Origin of the sequence: Flavobacterium ranwuense, from assembly GCF_004349315.1 — a bacterium.
GTDB classification, from domain to species: Bacteria; Bacteroidota; Bacteroidia; order Flavobacteriales; family Flavobacteriaceae; genus Flavobacterium; species Flavobacterium ranwuense.
Genome location: NZ_SMLH01000006.1, coordinates 174,585 through 194,392, shown reverse-complemented (window position 1 = coordinate 194,392; position 19,808 = coordinate 174,585). Strand labels below are relative to the sequence as shown.

The following is a 19,808-nucleotide window of genomic DNA, read 5'->3' as shown; positions in this document are numbered from 1 at the left end:
GACTTAAAAATAGTCAACTTATATTAAATAATTATAAACCTTGGGAGTTTCACTTTCGAGGTTTACATCTATTCAGGTTGCAATACAGCAATAGTTTTAAAAGCAGCTAAAACATTTTGTCCGTTTTTGATACAGCTATATGTTACTAAACGAATGACAGCATAGAATTGCGCCTCGTTTTCGGTTTTGAATTGTTCGGATACTTTTGTTTCACTTTCACATTTCGAATTACTCTTTCAGAAGCAGTGTTGTCTGGGGAACTTGGTCATGGAATAAAAAAGTGAAAACATATTCCTTGTATTTATCTATCCGCTTATGGAACGTACAAAGATCCTTCCTGTTTTTTGGAACAGAAGTTAGCAGCAAAACGGACAATCGTTCAATGATTTTGTCTCTTTGTAGTATTGGATTGAGATATTGAATTGGGGTCAAATTCCGTTTAAGTTCTATTGCTTCGTATAGTAATTCCTTGAAGTTTATTGCCCATTGAGATTCATAACGATCTTCGAAAAAAACAAGTTCCCAAAGTAAATGAAGAATGCATATTTGATGAGTTTTGTATTTTATTTGAAAATAACTCCGCCAACAATCTTGAACGAGTAAGGAGTTTACAAAGCCGTTTTGGAAATTCCCATCTATATTAGCAGTCCTCTATTGTTTGAAAATGTAATATAAGTAGCAACTTGGCTTTGAAAAGTCCAGAACCATTCCTTTTTTCCATTGAGTTTAACGCCTGTTTCATCACCTCCAACCATTTTTTTATGTTCTACCTTTTGAGCAATCAACTCGTAGGCTAGTTGGGCTTTTTGGGCAAAATATTTCAGTAAGGTACAAAGAGAGCCTCGTGAGATATTTAAATTACAAACATCACTGAAAAACTCGCTCATTCTCTCAAAAGGCAAGTATTGTCTAGTATACATATAAGCAATTATAGCTTGAATATTAGCTCCGTAACTGATAGACGAATTAACTCCGGTGGGGAATAAAGCTTTGGTGTGATGACCACAAGCGTAAATTTTTTGAAATATACGGTGCTCAGTAAATTCAAAAATAATAGGCTGTATATCAACAGCTTGTCTGCGCAGAATAAATGTTGTTGGTTCATCAGACAAATCATGACCACAATGGTTGCAAAATTCTGGTTTATGTTCAATGATGATATCTGGGTTTGCAATCATTTCCAAGGTACTGCCTTCGTGTCCTGGTTGCCCACCTACTTTATTACCTTGATTGGCACTAAGACTTTTGGTTTTTAAAGGCCTATTTTCGTCTTCTGATGAAAAAAATGAACTATTTCGGCTGTTTTTGCGATGCGTTAAGCCATCGATTTTATCAAGTAATTTTTCAATTAATCATTCTAATCGGATAACTTTGGTCTCTAATTCAGCAACACGTTCTTTGTCGGAGTTCAATTTCTATTTATTTGACACCAAGGAACAAGTGTTTACAATAAAGCTATTTTTCTAAAAACAGAAAGCCAAAATTGTTCATAACTATGTTTTTTTAGAACAGGCTGAATAGTTACAATTAATTTTATAATTATTTGTAGTTAAATAATAAATAAAATTGGATGGTACTACTAAGGACTTTGCATAAAACACATACTCTTCTTGACCTATTAAATAAAATAGTGGCGAAGCAAGCTGAAAATAAAGTAACAGTGAAGGTGTGTTAGCTTTCATTTAGCAATTTCATAAAATCATCCTCGGAAATTATCGAAATGTTGAGTTTATTGGCTTTATCTAATTTAGCGGGCCCCATATTGTCTCCTGCAACAACATAATCTGTCTTTGCTGAAATTGAACTTCCCACTTTTCCACCATTATCTTCAATTGCTTTTTTCAAATCGTCTCTGGAAAATTGCTCAAATACTCCTGAAACTACAAAAATTTTCCCAGCAAGTTTATCTGTAGCATTTGGATTTATTTTTTCAATAATTTCAAATTGTAGTCCATACTTTTTAAGTCTTTCGATGCTAACTTTATTTTCCTCGTTTGCAAAAAAATCAAGTACACTTTGTGCTATTCTATCACCAATTTCGTCTACTAAAATCAAATCTACCAAAGTCGCCTGACTCAAGGCATCGATACTTTTATAATGTTTAGCCAACTTCTTAGCCACTGTTTCTCCTACAAAGCGGATTCCAAGTGCAAACAAAACACGCTCGAAAGGAATATTTTTTGAATTAGCTACGCCATTTACCAAATTCTCCGCTGATTTTTGTGCCATTCGTTCCAAGGGTAAAATCTGCGTTACAGTCAATTCATATAAATCGGCATAATTATGAACTAATCCATTATTGAAAAGTAAAGCTACTGTTTCTCCGCCAAGACCTTCAATATCCATGGCTTTTCTGGAAATAAAATGCTGAATTCTTCCAATAATCTGAGGTGGACAACCGTAAAAATTAGGACAATAATGATTGGCTTCGCCTTCGCTTCTCACTAATTCTGTATTACACTCAGGGCAATGGGTAATGTATTTTGTGGGCTCCGAGTTATCTGGTCGTTTCGTCAAATCAACCGCAATTATTTTGGGAATAATCTCACCCCCTTTTTCAACAAAAACAGTATCTCCCACACGAATATCCAGCTTTTCTATTTGATCCGCATTGTGCAAAGAAGCCCTTTTCACTATGGTTCCTGCTAATTGCACTGGCTCTAAATTAGCCACTGGTGTTATAGAACCTGTTCGTCCTACCTGATACGAAATAGAGTTTAATTGTGTTGCAGCTTGTTCTGATTTGAATTTGTAAGCGATAGCCCAACGAGGTGATTTAGCGGTAAAGCCCAATTCATCTTGATAATGAAAAGAATTTACTTTAACCACTACACCGTCCGTTTCATAAGGAAGGTTGTGTCTGTGACTATCCCAATAATCAATAAATTCGAAAACCTCAGTTAAATTACTGGCTAATTTTGCTTCTTTAGGAACTTTAAAACCCCAGTTTCTCGCAGATTCTAATCCTTCAAACTGCGATTTGAAAGGAAGATTATTTCCAATTAAAAAATACAACAAACAATCCAAAGGACGTTTTGCTACTTCAGCACTATCTTGCAATTTTAGACTTCCTGAAGCGGTATTTCTAGGGTTAGAATAGGGCGTTTCTCCAATTTCAATTAATTCCTGATTCATTTTCTCGAATCCCGTAAAAGGCAAAATAATCTCACCGCGAACATCAAATGTAGCAGGAAAATCACCTTTCAGTTTTAAGGGAATCGATCTTATCGTTTTGATATTATTAGTCACATCATCTCCCTGAAAACCATCACCTCGGGTTACGGCTCGTTTCAGTTCTCCATTTTCATAGGTAATACTAATTGATGCCCCGTCATATTTCAACTCACAAGTATACTCTAATGGAACATCCCCTAAAACTTTCTGAACGCGTTTTTCCCAATCGATTAATTCTTCTTTGGAATAGGAATTATCCAAAGAGTACATTCTATATTCATGAGGAACGGTTTGGAAGTTTTTCGTTATTGTTCCTCCTACGCGTTGCGAAGGAGAATTCTCGTCAAAGTATTCCGGATGCTGACTTTCAAGATCTTGCAGTTTTTTTAATTTCAAATCAAATTCATAATCAGAAACTATAGGTTTATCTAACACATAATAATTGTAATTGTGCTGATTTAATTCCTCCCTTAATTTTTGAATCGCATTTTGAATGTCCATAGAAAATAAAAATTGGCTATTTTAGTTTTGAAAAAGTGTACTAAAATAACCAATTAAAAATAAATAGCAATACAATTACGACGCTATAATAGTATTTATTTGCTGGTATAAAAGACCATCACTCAAAAACGAACCTTGTTGTATTAATTCAAAAATCGAAGTATTACGTTCTTCTGTAAACTCTTTTTTCCCTACTTTCATTTCAATAGTATCCGTAAACATGTTGTCACTAAGCCATTGCAATCCTTGTTTGGTCAAGAAATCAGTTTCTGGAACTAAAGATTTCAAGACTATTGACTGTACATGAGTATCAAAACAATGAAAAAGGAAAATATGATTTTTAGAAAAATGTTCTAAGTAGGTTGCTTTTGAAAGTACTCCTTCCCAAACCAAATCAGAAAACACATCTAATTCCTGTTCTGCAACTTCTGGTTTTTCTGCTTTTATTTTATCCCACTCGGCTTTATCGATAGTCTGGGTTGCTAAAAAAGTACTGAATTCCTGATTCAATTCCTCAAATTGTTCTTTTGTTAATCTTGAGTATTTCATTATTGCGTTTTAATATTTAACTATTGCTTTTAACTATTTTTTGAATTTTAAAACAAAAAAAAGCCCTCTCAAACGAGAGGGCAAATTTAATATATATTTTTTATCTTTTTTTAGAAAATATATCTAATTCCAAACTGCGCCTGCCATCTTGATAATAAACTTGCATCATAGTTGAAGGTTTTGGTTTGAGTACCGTTAAAAGTATAGGTTGGTATTTTTGTAGTTTGATCAACAGATACTCCAATTGGCTGTACACTTGTTGGCACTTGAACCAATCCCCAATCAGAATTAATCAAATTACCTAAGTTCAATACATCTATACTAAATTGAATTGTATTCGTTTTATTAGAAGCTGATGAAATTTTAAAGTTATAATCTTGCATTATTTTAAAATCCCATTTTCCTCTCCATGGAGATAACGCTCCATAACGCGCTGCGTACTGACCTCTTCTATCACTTAAATAGTTATCTTGCTTGATAAAGGCATCAAATGCTACACCTTGACTAACCCCACCAGTAAATACCATCGTGCTAATTTCGGCTGTAGTTGGTATATAAATTAAATCATTCCCAGTTGCCCCATCATTGTTAATATCACCACCATAAGTATAATTAAAACGACCTCCTTGTGCGTACTCAAAGAAAGTAGACACTGTAGTAGCCCATTTGTCATTACCGTATTTCCATTTTTTTGAAGCTACGCCTATAAAACGGTGCGTATCGCCATACTTAGAATCAGATAAAACTGCATCATTCACATTCCCCAAAGCCGGATTAAAAGCAAAAGCATCACCCGTAATTTCTGCTTCTATAGAATTAACATCCTGTGACTTTAAATAGTTGTAGGCTAAACTTGCGAACAATCCATTGTCAAAAGTCTTTTGCACTTTGATAGAAGAGTTGAATGCACTTCCTTTATTTGTGTTAGTTAATACATACCCATTAGTCCTTGCTGGAAAACCATAGTCTGTCCAAGTACCATAATCAGAACTACCGTATATGGCTCTGTTATCAGCACCTGCCAACTGACTTGTTGGCCTTTTCAATCCCCAATTTTGGATATGAACCCCATTTAAATCTTTATTATAAGACATGTCTATGGTTACAATATAATCATTTTCAAATTTGTGATCAAATCCTAAACTCGTTCTCCAAACCTGTGGAAATTTAAAATCCTCGTCTACTACTTGATAGAAAAATGGATCTATACCGCCTACTTGATTTCCAATCCATACAAAAGGAAGTTTACCGGTAAAAATTCCAGTACCTCCACGCAATTGTTGTTTTTTATCTCCATTAATATCCCAATTGAAGCCAACTCTTGGCGACCAAAGTAAATTGTTATTGGGTAATTTAGTTGAATCAAAATTCTTTACACTTCCATCAGCTGGGTTATAATAGTCAATATTTGGCAAATACCCTTCTGAATTATCTGTGTCAATAAATTTTTGAGCTAATTCAGATGTATTGAAATACAATGGCTTATCAGCTCTTAATCCATAAATTAATTTAAAATCATCACTAATATTCCATTCATCCTGAACATAGAAAGCTAATTGTCCTACTGTCGTTTCAGCTAAGTTCCAACCTCCATCAACACCATCTTTCAATGCATTTTTTGTATCAAAAATTGTTTGTGCATTTTTTATTGCAGTACTGTAATAACCATTTGCAATATTCGTATTAAAACCAGCCATATCTGTACTTCCAAAAACATCAAAACCATATCCTTTAAGGTTAAATGAATTTTTGAAAATAAACTTTTCAAAAGAGAAACCTACTGTATAAGTGTGATTTCCTCTGACAATATTCAAATTATCTGTAATTTGAATTACTTTTTGATCTAATTTATTATTAATAGAGAAAGGTTCATGACCGGCAATAATGTAAGGAGAACCATCTTTAGTAATTGTAATTACTGGCGCTGGAGTAGAAAAAGGATTTCTAAAATCATTAAAATGAGTATAACCCGCTTGTAATTTATTAGAAACAGTTTCACTAAATTTAGAATTTAATTCTACTAAGAAAGAACTAATTTGATTGTTGATTTGGTATCCTGAATTTTCAAATTGCAACGTATTTGCATCAATTCCTCTACGAATAATAGCTGTAGGATGCGCAGGCTTATCCTTCGAAGCATCTAAAAAATTATAAATAACAGCTAATTTATGATTGTCATTAATGTTCCAATCCAACTTTACAATTCCTTTACTTGAATTAGAATTGTGTGTAAATCCTTGATAAGCACCTGTATTATAGCCTAACTTTCCTAACTCAGTAGAAACATGCATTAAATCGGTTTCTAGTACTCTGGATTCATTCACTCCAGTTGTTCCATTTCCATCATTAGCAACAAAATTTGATCCTAAATCGCTTCTTTTATCAATTTCAAAATTGGTGAAGAAAAATAATTTATTTTTAACAATTGGACCACCAAGACTAAAACCGGTTTGTGTTTGCTCTAATGAAGGAACAAATATTTTTTCTCCTTTAATTTTACTACCTGTCATATCCTGATTTCTATAGAAACTATAAGCAGTACCATGAAATTCGTTTGACCCTGATTTTGTAACTGCATTTACAGAAGCTCCAGTAAAACCTGATAATGTTACATCATAAGGAGCAGTTGCAACTTGAATTTGCTCGATTGCATCCAATGAAATAGGCTGAGAGCCAGTTTGTCCACCTGGAGTTGCAGCATCTAATCCAAATGGATTGTTAAAAACTGCACCATTAAGTGAATAACTATTGTATTGATCGTTTCTACCTCCAAACGACCCTCCACTTGCTGTCGGCTCTAAACGGGTAAAATCATCAGCTGATCTTGAAATAGATGGCAACGCTGATAATTCTCTTCGACCAATAGTGGTTTCTGCGCCCGTTCTTCCACTTTGAAAAACTCTGTTTTTAGAACCAACTACTTTTACTTCCTCTAGTTTCTGACTTTCATCTTTTAAGACAACATCTAAACTGAATACTTTACCTAAATCAAGATAAACATCATTGTACTCTTCACTTCTATATCCTACATAGGTTACGACAATTTTGTAAGGACCTCCAATTCTCATATTCAACATACTGATTCTTCCATCCGCATTCGATAACGCTGAATACTTAGACCCTGTTGGAATATGTATTGCCTGAACCGTTGCTCCAGGAAGTGTCTCATTGTCAGAACCTCGCACAATCCCTTTTATACTTGAAGTGGTAGTTTGCCCAATGACAGCACTAAAACTACATACAATTAATAATAAAGTAATAATTTTTTTCATTTGTATAAATGTTTTATTTTGGTTGCAAAAATAACCAAAAAAAAAATCACTCCTAAGAGTGATTTTAATAATTTGTTAACAATATGTTAACTAATTTATGCTTTTTCAGCAACAATTTCATAATCCAATTCAACAATTACATCTCTGTGTAAACGAACGTTGGCATTATATTTACCCGTACGTTTAACAATTCCGCTTGTGATGAATTTTCTATCAATTTGTTGTCCACCTTTAGCTAAAGCTTCAGCGATATCAATATTCGTGATTGAACCGAATAATTTTTCACCACCTGCTTTTGCAAAGATTTTAATTTCGATAGCTTTCAAAGCTTCAGCCAATGTTTTTGCATCATTAACTACTTTAGCTTCTTTGTGTGCTCTTTGTTTTAGGTTTTCAGCTAATACTTTCTTTGCAGAAGAAGTTGCTAAATGTGCTTGACCAGTTGGGATCAAAAAGTTACGACCGTAACCATTTTTCACTGTAACTACATCATCTTTAAATCCTAAATTTTGAACGTCTTGTCTTAAAATAAGTTCCATGTTGTTGTCCTTTTTTATAGAAGTTAGGTTTCATGTTTCAGAAAACCAACAACTGTTAATTTTTATTATTTTAGTAAATCAGCCACATAAGGCATTAAAGCTAAGTGACGTGCTCTTTTCACAGCTACAGACACTTTTCTTTGGTATTTTAATGAAGTTCCAGTTAAACGACGAGGAAGAATTTTTCCTTGCTCATTAACGAATTTCAATAAGAAATCAGCATCTTTATAATCAATATATTTGATTCCTGATTTTTTGAAACGACAATACTTTTTAGTTTTGTTAGTTTCTATATTCAAAGGCGTAAGATATCTGATATCTCCGTCTTTTTTTCCTGAAGCCGATTGTTGTAATGTTGCCATGATAATTAAGCTTTTGTAGATTTTAATTTAGTTCTTCTTCTTTCAGCCCAAGAAATAGCATGTTTATCAAGACTTACAGTCAAGAAACGCATTACTCTTTCGTCACGTCTAAATTCAGTTTCAAAAGCAATAAGAACTTCTCCAGCTACTTTGAATTCGAATAAATGGTAAAAACCACTTTTTTTGTTTTGAATTTCGTAAGCCATTTTTTTAAGGCCCCAGTCTTCTTTCGACACCATTTCTGCTCCTCTACTAGTAAGAAAATCTTCAAATTTGCTTACTGTTTCCTTTACCTGAACTTCAGATAAAACGGGATTTAAAATGAAAACAGTTTCATAATGATTCATAAATATATATTTATTTGTTATTTTGGGTGCAAAAGTAATCAATAAATCTGATTAAACAAGTCATATTTCATTTTATTCGACGTATGGTAAAAAAATCGGCTCAATTAGTTTTTTTTAAAATAAAAAAGTAATATATTTACTCTGCCAAATCTAAAATACTAAATTATGAAACTAAACTGTGTCGTAGTAGATGATAGTTCTATTCAAAGAATGATTATCGCAAAGTTAGTTAATAATCATCAAAATTTACACTTAATAGGTGATTTTTCTAATGCAATCGAAGCTAGAAGTTGTATGTCTATACACAATGTAGATCTTATCTTTTTAGATATTGAAATGCCGGTAATTAGTGGCTTTGATTTTTTGGATGGTTTAAAAGTAAAACCTCAAATTATTTTCATAACCTCAAAAGCTGAGTATGCTATGAAAGCGTTTGATTATGATGCTACGGACTACCTTCAAAAACCAATTGCAATCGACAGATTCAACTCTTCGGTTAAAAGAGCCATTGACTTACATCTGCTTAAAAAAGAAAACAAAGAAGAAGAAGGGGAACATATTTTCATTAAAAGCAATTTGAAAAAATTGAAAATTTTCACTTCTAAAATAAAATGGATTGAAGCTTTTGGTGATTACGTTAGAGTAGTTACTGAAGAAGATAGCAATCTGGTGCTTTCTACCATGAAATCTTTTGAAAATGACCTGTCAAAAGAAAAATTTGTACGTGTACACAAATCCTATATTATCAACATTGATAAAGTAGAACGTTTCAATAGTAAATTTGCTGAAATTGGAGTTACAAAAATTCCTTTGAGCAGACACAAAAAAGAAGATTTAGTAAGAGCACTTGCCTTTTCATAGCCTACTAATTTTAATAAAAATCAACGTTTGACGTAACTTTTATAGCTCTGTATTGGGCTACAGCTTCAAAACTATTCAATATTTTCTGGATAGTTTTTTTTGTGCTTACAATTGATACATTCTGAGGGATTTTAATTATAATCGTACGAATGTATTCGTTTCTAATTCTGCTTATTGCAGGCTCTTCAGGTCCAAGTACCGGCATATTAAGGTTCTGACCCATCACTTGATACAACCACATCGAGCCTTCTTTTAATTTATCAAAATCACGCTGTTTCAAAGTAAGCTTTATAATCCTGAAATACGGCGGGTATTTATATATTTGGCGGTCATACAACTGTTCCTTGTACATGCCCAAATAATCATTATTAGTGACTTGCTGTATTGTATTATGATTGGGATTATACGTCTGTATAACCACTTTTCCTTGTTTTTCTGACCGTCCTGCCCTTCCTGCAACTTGAGTCATCATTTGAAAACTTCTCTCGAAAGCCCTAAAATCAGGATGATACAACATATTATCCGCATTCATGATTCCCACCAAACTCACGTTATCAAAATCCAATCCCTTGGCCAGCATTTGCGTTCCAACTAAAATATCCATTTCTCTATTCTTGAAGCTATCGATAATTTTTTCGAATCCAAATTTCCCTCTGGTGGTATCCTGATCCATTCTTCCAATTTTTGAATTTGGAAAAATAGACACTAACTCTTGTTCGATTTGTTCGGTTCCAAAGCCTTTTGTAGTCAAATCAACGCTGGAACAGGAATGACAATGTGTAGGTTTTGCCATTGTATATCCACAATAATGGCAACGCAACTGGTTTTTATGCTTATGATAGGTTAAACTCACATCACACTGCTGACATTGTGGTACATGACCGCAAGTCATACATTCTATTACAGGAGAATATCCGCGTCTGTTTTGAAACAAAATGACTTGTTCGCCCAATGACAAAGCAATATTGATTTCCTCAATTAAAACATCACTAAAATGTCCTGTCATTTTTTTACGAAAGTATTTATCTTTCAAGTCCACCAATTCAATATTCGGCATCATGACATTTCCATATCGCTCCGAAATTTCGACCAGACCAAATTTATCCGATTTGGCATTAAAATACGTTTCAATACTTGGCGTAGCCGAACCCAAAAGCACTTTTGCTTTATGCGAATGAGCCAAAACTATAGCCGCATCGCGAGCATGATAACGCGGCGCTGGATCTACTTGCTTAAAAGTCTGTTCGTGTTCTTCGTCTACAATTATGAATCCCAGATTATAGAATGGCAAAAACAAGGACGACCTCGCTCCTATCACCACTTGTGCTTTCTCAGAATTTACCAAAACTTGATTCCAAACTTCGATGCGTTCGTTATTATTATATTTCGAATGAAAAACAGCTACTTTATTACCAAAATAAGTTCGCAGCCTGCCAACCAATTGTGTCGTCAAAGCAATCTCCGGTAATAAATACAAGATTTGTTTTCCGGTTTCCAAATATTCTTCGATGAGCTTAATGTAGATTTCTGTTTTCCCGCTCGAAGTGACACCATGCAACAAACACACTTCTTTTTGAGTGAAACTTTCTTTGATTTCCTCAAAGGCTTTTTGCTGAGCCAAACTCAACTGCAATTGATCTTCGCGTATTTTTCCTGTGAAATTTACTCGGTCTTCCTGAAGAAAATAATCTTCAAATATTTTTTTTTCCATTAATGCCTTAACAATTGCCGAAGAAGAATTGGCCGCTTCAACCAGTTTTTTTACGGTAATCGGCTTCTTCTCTACAGCGCTCAATTGAAAATAGTTTAATACAATTTCCTTTTGCTTATTGGCACTTTTAAGTGTTTCGAGTAATTCGCTCAACCCATCGTTTGATTCATATTTAGGATGCAAACGAACATAACGCACCAACTTAGGTTTGTAGGTTTCCTGTATTTCTTCCTGAAGTACTAATATGTTTTTGTCTATCAATTTTTGAATAACAGGAAAGATATTCTTCTTGTTTAAAATAGATATAATGTCCTGCACTTTCAGAGAACTCTGCTGTTGCAGAGCTTCGTAAACCAAAAATTCATCATCCGAAAGCAGGCTTGCATCTATATCCAAATCTGTTTTTTGAGAAATTACAGTTTCACTTTCCAGCAAAAGTGCACTCGGCATGGCACCACGATACACATCACCAATGGCGCACATATAATAGGAAGCAATCCATTGCCAGTGTGCAATTTGGATTTCGGTTACAATGGGTTTCTCATCCAGAATTTGATGAATTTCCTTGGCTTCGTATAAACTGGGTTTGTTTTGATGAATTTCAATTACTAATGCCGTATAAATTTTACTTTTACCAAAAGGAACCGCCAGCCGCATTCCAATTTTTATATAATGGAACTCTGCTTCAGAGATGCTATAAGTAAAGGTTTTGGCTAAAGAAAGTGGTAAAATTACTTCGACGAAATGCATTTTTATTTAATTATGAGTTATGAATTTTGAGTTATGCTGGTTCTTTTTTTGAACTCATAACTCACAATTTATAATTATTTCACTCTGTTCCAGGTTTGTGTTCTTCCAAATAATGCTACGCCGACATATCCACGCACTTTTAATTTGTCATTTCCTTCGAGAGCCAAAAAGCATTTGTATAATTTCCCTGATGTTGGATCAAGAATTTTTCCTGCATTGTATTCATTACCATCTTTTGTAAGCCCTTTAATAATTACAAGACCTAAAACCGGTTTGTTTTTTTCGTCACCAGGACAATTTACGCACAAGTTTTTTTTCTTTTCAACATCAAATATGTCGATGATTTTTCCATAAATTTTTCCAGAACGCTCGTAGATTTCCACGATTGATTTGGCTTTTCCTGTTTGATCATCAATCGTCTTCCATTTTCCGATAACACCTTGACCTTGCACACATAAAGTCGTCATAAAAAATAACATCAGACCTAACACATTACTTTTATTTATCATTTTCATTATATTAAATTATATTCTCTAAATAATATCTCCTACCAAATTTTCACTCAAACAAATGAATGACAATAATTAATCTTTTACTCTATACCAGTATTGGGTTCGTCCAAACAATGAAATTCCGACAAAACCGCGAACTTTCAGTTTGCCATTACCATCTAGTGTAATAAAACATTGGTAGAGTTTTCCGTTTTTGGGATCGAGGATTTTACCTTTTTTATATTCCTTTCCTACTTTTGAAAGTCCTTTTATGACAACCATGCCTAGAATCGGTTTGTTTTTATCCTCTCCCGAACAATTTTCGCAAATCCTATTTTTATTTTCTTCCTCCAGAATCTCAACTACTTTACCATAGATTTTTCCGGATTTTTCATAGACTTCCACGATTGATTTGGCTTGTCCAGTTTCATCATCAATAGTCTTCCATTTCCCGACAACAGTATGTTTTTGACTATAGAATGTCATCGAAATAAATAATGCGAGTATTGTTATGCTTTTTTTCATTGTTGCACTTTTTTAGCCCTGATAGAAGTGGAAATCCTGTCATTGCGAGGAACGAAGCAATCAAATCGTAAGATTGCTTCGTTCCTCGCAAATGACAGATTGGAACGAATAGCAGGAAATAGCTCCTAATTTTGAAACTATTTTAATTTAATACTTTACTCTTTTTTTGCTTTTAATTTATTTACTGTGGCATTCAATTCGAAACCTAACAGCAATATCATACAGTTAATCCAAATGTAAAACATCAAGATCAATAATGTTCCTATCGATCCATATAATTCATTGTATTTAGAAAACTTTATTACCCATATACCAAAAACATACGAATCCAAAAGAATCAATATGGTAGTAAACACGGAACCTATCGATATAAATGCTCTGTTTTTATCGTGTTTTGTACCGAACTTGAAAAGTATAGACGTTATGCCTAAAATCATTAAAATTACAAATGCATATCTTCCTAAAACAATTAACGCAACTTGATCACTCAGTATTGTTTTTTGAATAAAAACTTCAAAAACCACTATTGTTGCCACAGTCACAATCAACAAAAAGGATAACAATAAGGACATTCCCAAAGCAACTACATATTGCCTTATAAACCCTCTTTTTATGAGAACATGGCGGGAAGATTCAAATCCGCCAAGGATTCCATTTAAACCGTTTGCCATCAACAAAATAGATAATAAAAATCCATAAGACACTAATCCTGAGTGACTGTTATTAAGAATATCATTGATGATTTTATAAATAGCATCGTACGTATTGGGCGGCACTCCATCCCTAACAAATTGAAGAAAATCATCCTGAAAACCTTCAATAGGAATGTATGGAATAAGATTTAAGATGAACAGCGCAAAAGGAAATAATGCCATAAAAAAACTAAATGCAATCGCACTGGCATGATATGTTAGCGCGCTTTCGACAATTCCTAACCCGTAAAGTTCCAATAAATCATACAACGACAATCCTTGCAGCCAAGGAAGCTCTATCTTTTTTAGCACATTAACCAGATTCCGTACTATTGGAATTCTTTGTAATTTAACTTCTATTTCTTTACTCATATCGCTTTTAAGCTCAAATCCATGTTATAAATAGAATGAGTCAAGGCTCCAGACGAAATATAATTTACGCCACATTCTGCATAATACCGAATGGTGTTTTCGTTAATATTTCCCGAGGATTCTGTTTGACATTTATCCCCAATCAAAGCTACTGCTTTTTTAGTATCATCATAATTGAAATTATCAATTAAAATTCTAAAAACGCCTTCACTCTCCAATATCTCTTTGATCTCATCCAGATTTCTGGCTTCAACAATGATTTTTAAATCTAGATTATTTTCTTTTAAAAAAGCTTTGGTTTTGGCTATAGCCAAAGTAATTCCACCGGCAAAATCGTTGTGATTGTCTTTGAGCATAATCATATCATACAAAGCAAAACGATGGTTTTCGCCTCCGCCAATTTTCACCGCCCATTTCTCACAAGCTCTGAATCCCGGTGTCGTTTTACGCGTATCGAGAATTTTAGTTTTGGTTCCTTCTAATAAACGAACGTATTCTTTGGTTTTAGTAGCAATGGCTGACATTCTTTGCATTGAATTCAAAACTACACGTTCCGATTTCAAAATAGATTGCGAACTTCCCGAAACATGAAAAACAACATCTCCTTTTTTTACCGGAGTTCCATCCTTGATAAAAGTTTCTATTTGCAAATTAGGGTCTACATACTCAAAAATCATTTTGGCGAAAGCCACACCCGCAATAATTCCGTCTTCTTTTACAAGCAACTTCGCTTTTCCTGTTGCTGTAGCTGGAATACAAGCCAAAGAACTATAGTCGCCCGGGCCAATATCTTCCCGAATGGCATTTTGTATCAGTATGTCTAACTCGCTTTTAAACTGTATGTCGCTAATCATTTTATAGGAAATTTATGGAATGCTAAAGTAAGATTTATTTTGTGGATTTGAAAATATGTACGCTGGGTTCTTTAAAAAAAAGAGGTAAATGAATGTGTTTTAACAAAGATCACACCCTTAATTAAGATAAAAATATCATTGTCATTAATTTAGCAACCATCATGTAATCTGTCATTTTCATCTAATAAAATCAATTATTTTATATAGTACTGTATTATTTAAAATCTTATATTTGAACTAGTAACTAAAACACTGATTATGAAATCTTTTTTAAGCCTTCTTTTTGTATCCTCAATACTATTGACTTCTTGCAAAAAAGAAATTGAACCACAAAATAACGCAACTCCAACAAATGTAGTTCCCTTTACTGAAGTGGGCAAACAAATGAAGAGCGGAGCGGCAACAACAACTCAGATTCAACAAACTACACCCACAAATACAGTAAATCCAAATAATACTGTGGCAACTTCCAGTCCTGTAGCAGCCGGAATGAATCCAGCACACGGTCAGCCATCGCATCGTTGTGATATTCCCGTAGGCGCTCCATTGAATTCTCCACCCGCTGCAAGTACAAATAAACCAGCAGTTCAGCAACAGAATCAACCTGTTCCTGCTACCACTACTCAAACGCCAGTTGCTACGACACCTACACCAGAAGGAATGAACCCGCCACACGGTCAAACCAATCACCGATGTGATATTGCAGTAGGAGCACCATTACCTAAATCATAATATGAACCACTCAAATATCCATTAAAAACTGGCATGAATTCGTTTGAAAATCACTATTATGACTACAGAAACAAAATATTATGCAAAAGCTGAAATGCTAATTAGAAAACCCATCGAAGACGTTTTTCAGGCATTTATAAATCCAGAAATCACAACTAAATTTTGGTTTACGAAAAGCTCCGGAAAACTTGAAGAAGGAAAAGAAACAGAATGGACTTGGGAAATGTACAATCACTCTACTTTGGTTAGACCTAAAACGATTGAACTGAATAAAAAAATCACAATCGAATGGGGTAATTCTGATGAAATTACAACTGTGGAATGGACGTTTAAAAATTTAGGTAAAGTCGGAACTTTTGTAAGCATCGTTAATAGTGTATTTCATGACGAAACCGAAAAACTTATCTCACAAATAAGGGATTCAACAGAAGGATTTACATTAGTTTTAGCGGGTTTGAAAGCCTACTTGGAACACAACATTGAGCTTAATTTAGTTTCAGACAGATTTCCAAAGGAACTTAATGAGTAAATAATAAACTCTACAAAGGACTATTACTGCTGATAAATTTTAGCAAAATACCTACAAAACGCCTCAACCATTTTAAAAAAAACGGCTTTTGTGTCTACTTGTGAACGCAAAAATCAGGAAGAATCCATAAACAAGAATTTCACTAATTAATCTGAAGTATTTCCTAACGCATTTTTCCGTTTGCAAATACTGAACTCTATTTTCTTATGCGGCAAAAAAAGTACCTTAATTCTGTTTGCTTCTATTAAAAAAAAATTAGGCCTGCCCTATTTTTTGATCTCATTCTCTCAGTTTTAAACTTTAAAGCTAATACTTTTTTCTATTTCTAAAATCTACACAAACTGGTAGGCAATGTCCTGTTATCCAAGAAAAATATTCTAATTTCGATTTTTCATATTTTGTCTTAAATCATAACAAAACTAAATTCAGTAGTATCAAACTGAAAATAAAAAACTATACCTTGACAAAACATAAAAACTCTAAATTAACCATTTTACAAATGAAATTACTTTTTCACAATGCTCTTTTGATTTTAACCTTTCAACTGCTTTCAATACAAACCCACGCAACCGAACAGAAAGGTTTTCCCGATGATACGAATGCCATAAAAACCATAGAATCAAAAACTATTAAAGTCACACTGGATTCATCGTTCCCAAGAATAATTCAATACAACTGGATTGCAAACGGAACTATTCTTTACGGGCAAGAAGATCAATTATCACAAGTGCTAATTAACGGGAAATTATATAGCCCGAAAACCACATTTTCAATAGCAAAAAACACAGCAAACTACGTATTAGACATTCCTGAAATCAAAGTTTCGGTAAAAATTCAAATCAAAGTGGTTGCCAATATTGTTGAATTCAATGTAACTCAAATTACTGAAAACGGCACTTTCAAGGTAAGTACCTTTGAAATACCCAACCATAATTTAGTTTCCGTAAGAAGCTCACAAACTGAAGCTTCTTTTGCTGGTGCAAAAATGTTTACTGCAGTAAAAGGAACCGGAGACGAATTCCTGCCGCTTAAAGCAACAATGGCAAAAGACAGCATCTTAAAAAATTATTTGTATGGTATTGTCAATACAGCGCAATTAGCGGCAAGCATATGGAGTAATTCCGTTACGGAAAAAAATGACGATAGCAGAGTTCAAAAACAGACAGTTGTGACAAAAAATTATGCTCGCACAGGAATATGGAGTGGTTCATGGATTTACCGAGCCAAAGGAATGAAAGCAACTGATCCGCTTCCTGTAGCCAAAATTGTCATTACCAATGATGCAAACGGAGATAATAAAGTGGACTGGCAGGATGGTGCAATAGCTTTTAGAAGTATCATGAACAACCCGATGGGCAGTGATAAAATCAAAGATTTAGTGGTACAACGTATCCCAATGAATTTTGCCAGTCAGGCAACAAATCCGTTTACAAAAACGCTGGACGAAACCAAAAGAATTTTCCTTAATACAGATGGTTTGGGCCAATATGTAATCCTAAAAGGCTACGGATCTGAGGGTCATGATTCTAAACATCCCGACTACGGAGATATAGGAAAAAGACAAGGCGGGGCCAAAGACATGGAAATGCTTTGCAAGCAAGCGATTAAATACAATGCTTTTATGGGTGTACATATCAATGGAACAGAATCTTATCCTGAAGCCACGGCTTTTGACGATTCATTAGTTGACAAAACCAAAAAAGGCTGGGATTGGCTTGACCCTTCTTACTATATCAATAAGCGTTATGATGCCAGTAGTAACAACAGAATGTTTCGCCTTAAATCACTAAAGGATCAAGTCCCTTCATTGGCTTTTATCTATTGTGATGTTTGGTATGCCAAAGGAAGTTGGGACAGCCGAAAATTAGGTAGCGAAATTCATTCTTTGGGATTAACATTGACAACTGAATTCCCTAATGACCATGAATATGATGCAATTTGGAATCACTGGGCTGTTGATTACAATTATGGAGGAAAAGACATCAAAGGATTCAACAGTCAAATTGTTAGATTCATTCGCAACCACCAAAAAGACACTTGGATTGCCAGACATCCTCTATTAGGCGGAACTGAAATGGATGACTTTGAAGGTTGGCAAGGGAGAAACAATATCGATAAAACCATCGAAATGACTTTCGGGACTGGATTATCAACAAAATATTTGCAACATTTCCCAATTCTTAAATGGGAGGAAAACGTTATTTCTCTAGAAAAAAATGTAACTGTAAGTTTAGTTTCCGGCAAAAGAACCATTACCAAAGACGGCAAAATAGTATTAAATGGAGATAGCTACTTATTACCTTGGAATCCTTATACGGAAGAAAAATTATATCATTGGAATCAAACCGGAGGAACTACTACTTGGGAATTGCCAAAAAGTTGGGGGAATTTGAAAACAGTTCAACAGTATAAATTAACCGATCAAGGAAGAGAATTTGTGCAACAAATTGAAATAAAAAATGGCCAGCTTACCATACTAGCTGATTCGAAAACGCCTTATGTTTTAGACAAAAATAAAAATGTTTCCAATACTTTGTCCAGTTTTGGAGAAGGAACTTTTATAAAAGATCCTGGTTTCAACAGCGGAAACTTAAAGAACTGGAAAGTGGATGGCAACGGAGTTGCTGTAGTTCGTAATAAAATTGGACAATATGAACTTGAAGTTAGCGGAACAACTCCGGTAACAGTAAGTCAAACCATTACCGGATTAACTTCTGGAACGTATTACGCTTCCGTTTATGTAGCAACAAGTTCCGATAGAAGAGCCTATCTAGGCGTCAATAACTACGGAGGACAAGAAGTAAGCTCCTATGCTAACAACTCATTGTGGAAAAACTATATTTCTGCTGATTCGAAACACGATAGCAACATGCAACGTATGTATGTGTTTTTTAAAGTTTCAGAAGGGCAAACCACGGCAAATTTATTCCTTCGCACAGAAGCAGGTACTTCACAAGTTTTGTTTGATGATCTGCGTGTGGCAGCAATAAAACAAACGGCAAAACCTGCGAATATATTTTTTGCAGAAAACTTTGAATATATTCCTGACGGACTGTATCCTTTCATTAAAGGACCTTCTGGAGGAGTAAATGACCCTAGAACGCATTTGGCTGAATTGCATGCTCCTTATACTCAAAAAGGATGGAATGAAAAACCAATAGATGATGTAATCAATGGAAACTGGTCACTAAAAGCCCATGGTGAAGAACCGGGACTATTGCTTCAAACAATCCCACAAACCGTTCGATTCAAAGCGGGTAAAACCTATACTGTAACCTTTAATTACGAAGCATCTGGAGCTGATTATGCTTTAGTAATGGGGGATGGAACCAGTACCAAAATAGCTATTGCTATCAATCCAGCTAACACTCCAACCCAAACTTCCTTTACCTTCTTGGGATCTGAGAGTGGAAATTCATGGTTCGGAATCGAAAAACTGAATGGTAAAGATTCTGATTTAATAGTTGATGATTTAGTTATCATAGAGAATTAATCAACAGTATAAAAATAACGGTCTGTTTCAAATAGAACATAATCTTATTAGAAA

Annotated in this window: 16 protein-coding genes; 4 read left to right on the top strand and 12 right to left on the bottom strand. The window is 34.3% G+C overall.

The window, feature by feature from the left end; genetic code table 11:
* Positions 1–635 precede the first annotated feature (635 nt).
* The 7 genes from E0I61_RS11780 to rpsF all read right to left on the bottom strand — a co-directional run bounded on the left by E0I61_RS11780 (position 636) and on the right by rpsF (position 8,744).
* The gene (locus E0I61_RS11780; protein WP_132071623.1) at positions 636–1,178 is read right to left on the bottom strand and encodes an IS66 family transposase; all 543 of its coding nucleotides are present in this window, start codon (positions 1,176–1,178) and stop codon (positions 636–638) included.
* A gap of 493 nt (positions 1,179–1,671) precedes the next feature.
* Entirely contained in the window at positions 1,672–3,675 is a 2,004-nt protein-coding gene (gene ligA, locus E0I61_RS11775; RefSeq protein WP_132071621.1) for an NAD-dependent DNA ligase LigA, read from the bottom strand.
* 75 nt (positions 3,676–3,750) lie between these two features.
* Positions 3,751–4,224, bottom strand: coding sequence for a DUF6495 family protein (locus E0I61_RS11770; protein WP_131997151.1), 474 nt, complete (start codon positions 4,222–4,224; stop codon positions 3,751–3,753).
* Between the two features lie 110 nt (positions 4,225–4,334).
* Positions 4,335–7,496, bottom strand: coding sequence for a TonB-dependent receptor (locus E0I61_RS11765; RefSeq protein WP_132071619.1), 3,162 nt, complete (start codon positions 7,494–7,496; stop codon positions 4,335–4,337).
* Positions 7,497–7,591: 95 nt separating this feature from the next.
* Positions 7,592–8,035 (bottom strand): 50S ribosomal protein L9, encoded by a 444-nt coding sequence (rplI, locus tag E0I61_RS11760; RefSeq protein ID WP_131997145.1) that lies wholly within the window; start codon positions 8,033–8,035, stop codon positions 7,592–7,594.
* A gap of 65 nt (positions 8,036–8,100) precedes the next feature.
* Entirely contained in the window at positions 8,101–8,397 is a 297-nt protein-coding gene (rpsR, locus tag E0I61_RS11755) for a 30S ribosomal protein S18 (RefSeq protein ID WP_007138295.1), read from the bottom strand.
* Positions 8,398–8,402: 5 nt separating this feature from the next.
* A complete protein-coding gene (gene rpsF / locus E0I61_RS11750) occupies positions 8,403–8,744 on the bottom strand; it encodes a 30S ribosomal protein S6 (protein ID WP_035671622.1) in 342 nt (113 codons plus the stop codon).
* A gap of 165 nt (positions 8,745–8,909) precedes the next feature.
* On the opposite strand from rpsF, the gene E0I61_RS11745 reads away from it, so the two are divergent.
* Complete coding sequence (locus E0I61_RS11745) at positions 8,910–9,605, top strand: LytR/AlgR family response regulator transcription factor (protein WP_131997142.1); 696 nt, start codon at positions 8,910–8,912, stop codon at positions 9,603–9,605.
* Positions 9,606–9,615: 10 nt separating this feature from the next.
* Here the strand turns inward: E0I61_RS11745 and priA are convergent, their stop codons facing one another.
* The 5 genes from priA to nadC all read right to left on the bottom strand — a co-directional run bounded on the left by priA (position 9,616) and on the right by nadC (position 15,000).
* Complete coding sequence (priA, locus tag E0I61_RS11740; RefSeq protein WP_132071617.1) at positions 9,616–12,066, bottom strand: replication restart helicase PriA; 2,451 nt, start codon at positions 12,064–12,066, stop codon at positions 9,616–9,618.
* A 74-nt stretch (positions 12,067–12,140) separates the two neighbouring features.
* Positions 12,141–12,575 carry a DUF2147 domain-containing protein gene (locus E0I61_RS11735; protein ID WP_131997136.1) on the bottom strand — a complete coding sequence of 145 codons (435 nt, stop codon included), beginning with the start codon at positions 12,573–12,575 and terminating at the stop codon, positions 12,141–12,143.
* A gap of 75 nt (positions 12,576–12,650) precedes the next feature.
* Positions 12,651–13,082 carry a DUF2147 domain-containing protein gene (locus tag E0I61_RS11730; protein WP_132071615.1) on the bottom strand — a complete coding sequence of 144 codons (432 nt, stop codon included), beginning with the start codon at positions 13,080–13,082 and terminating at the stop codon, positions 12,651–12,653.
* Positions 13,083–13,237: 155 nt separating this feature from the next.
* Entirely contained in the window at positions 13,238–14,146 is a 909-nt protein-coding gene (locus E0I61_RS11725; protein WP_131997130.1) for a YihY/virulence factor BrkB family protein, read from the bottom strand.
* Positions 14,143–15,000 carry a carboxylating nicotinate-nucleotide diphosphorylase gene (gene nadC / locus E0I61_RS11720; RefSeq protein WP_132071613.1) on the bottom strand — a complete coding sequence of 286 codons (858 nt, stop codon included), beginning with the start codon at positions 14,998–15,000 and terminating at the stop codon, positions 14,143–14,145. The genes E0I61_RS11725 and nadC overlap by 4 nt, the downstream gene beginning before the upstream one ends.
* A 258-nt stretch (positions 15,001–15,258) precedes the next feature.
* On the opposite strand from nadC, the gene E0I61_RS11715 reads away from it, so the two are divergent.
* The 3 genes from E0I61_RS11715 (at position 15,259) to E0I61_RS11705 (ending at position 19,754) form a co-directional block, all read left to right on the top strand.
* Positions 15,259–15,732, top strand: a complete 474-nt coding sequence (locus E0I61_RS11715) for a hypothetical protein (RefSeq protein WP_132071611.1) — start codon at positions 15,259–15,261, stop codon at positions 15,730–15,732.
* 58 nt (positions 15,733–15,790) lie between these two features.
* Entirely contained in the window at positions 15,791–16,261 is a 471-nt protein-coding gene (locus E0I61_RS11710) for an SRPBCC family protein (protein ID WP_132071609.1), read from the top strand.
* A 499-nt stretch (positions 16,262–16,760) separates the two neighbouring features.
* The gene (locus E0I61_RS11705; protein ID WP_132071608.1) at positions 16,761–19,754 is read left to right on the top strand and encodes an endo-alpha-N-acetylgalactosaminidase family protein; all 2,994 of its coding nucleotides are present in this window, start codon (positions 16,761–16,763) and stop codon (positions 19,752–19,754) included.
* Positions 19,755–19,808: the final 54 nt, after the last annotated feature.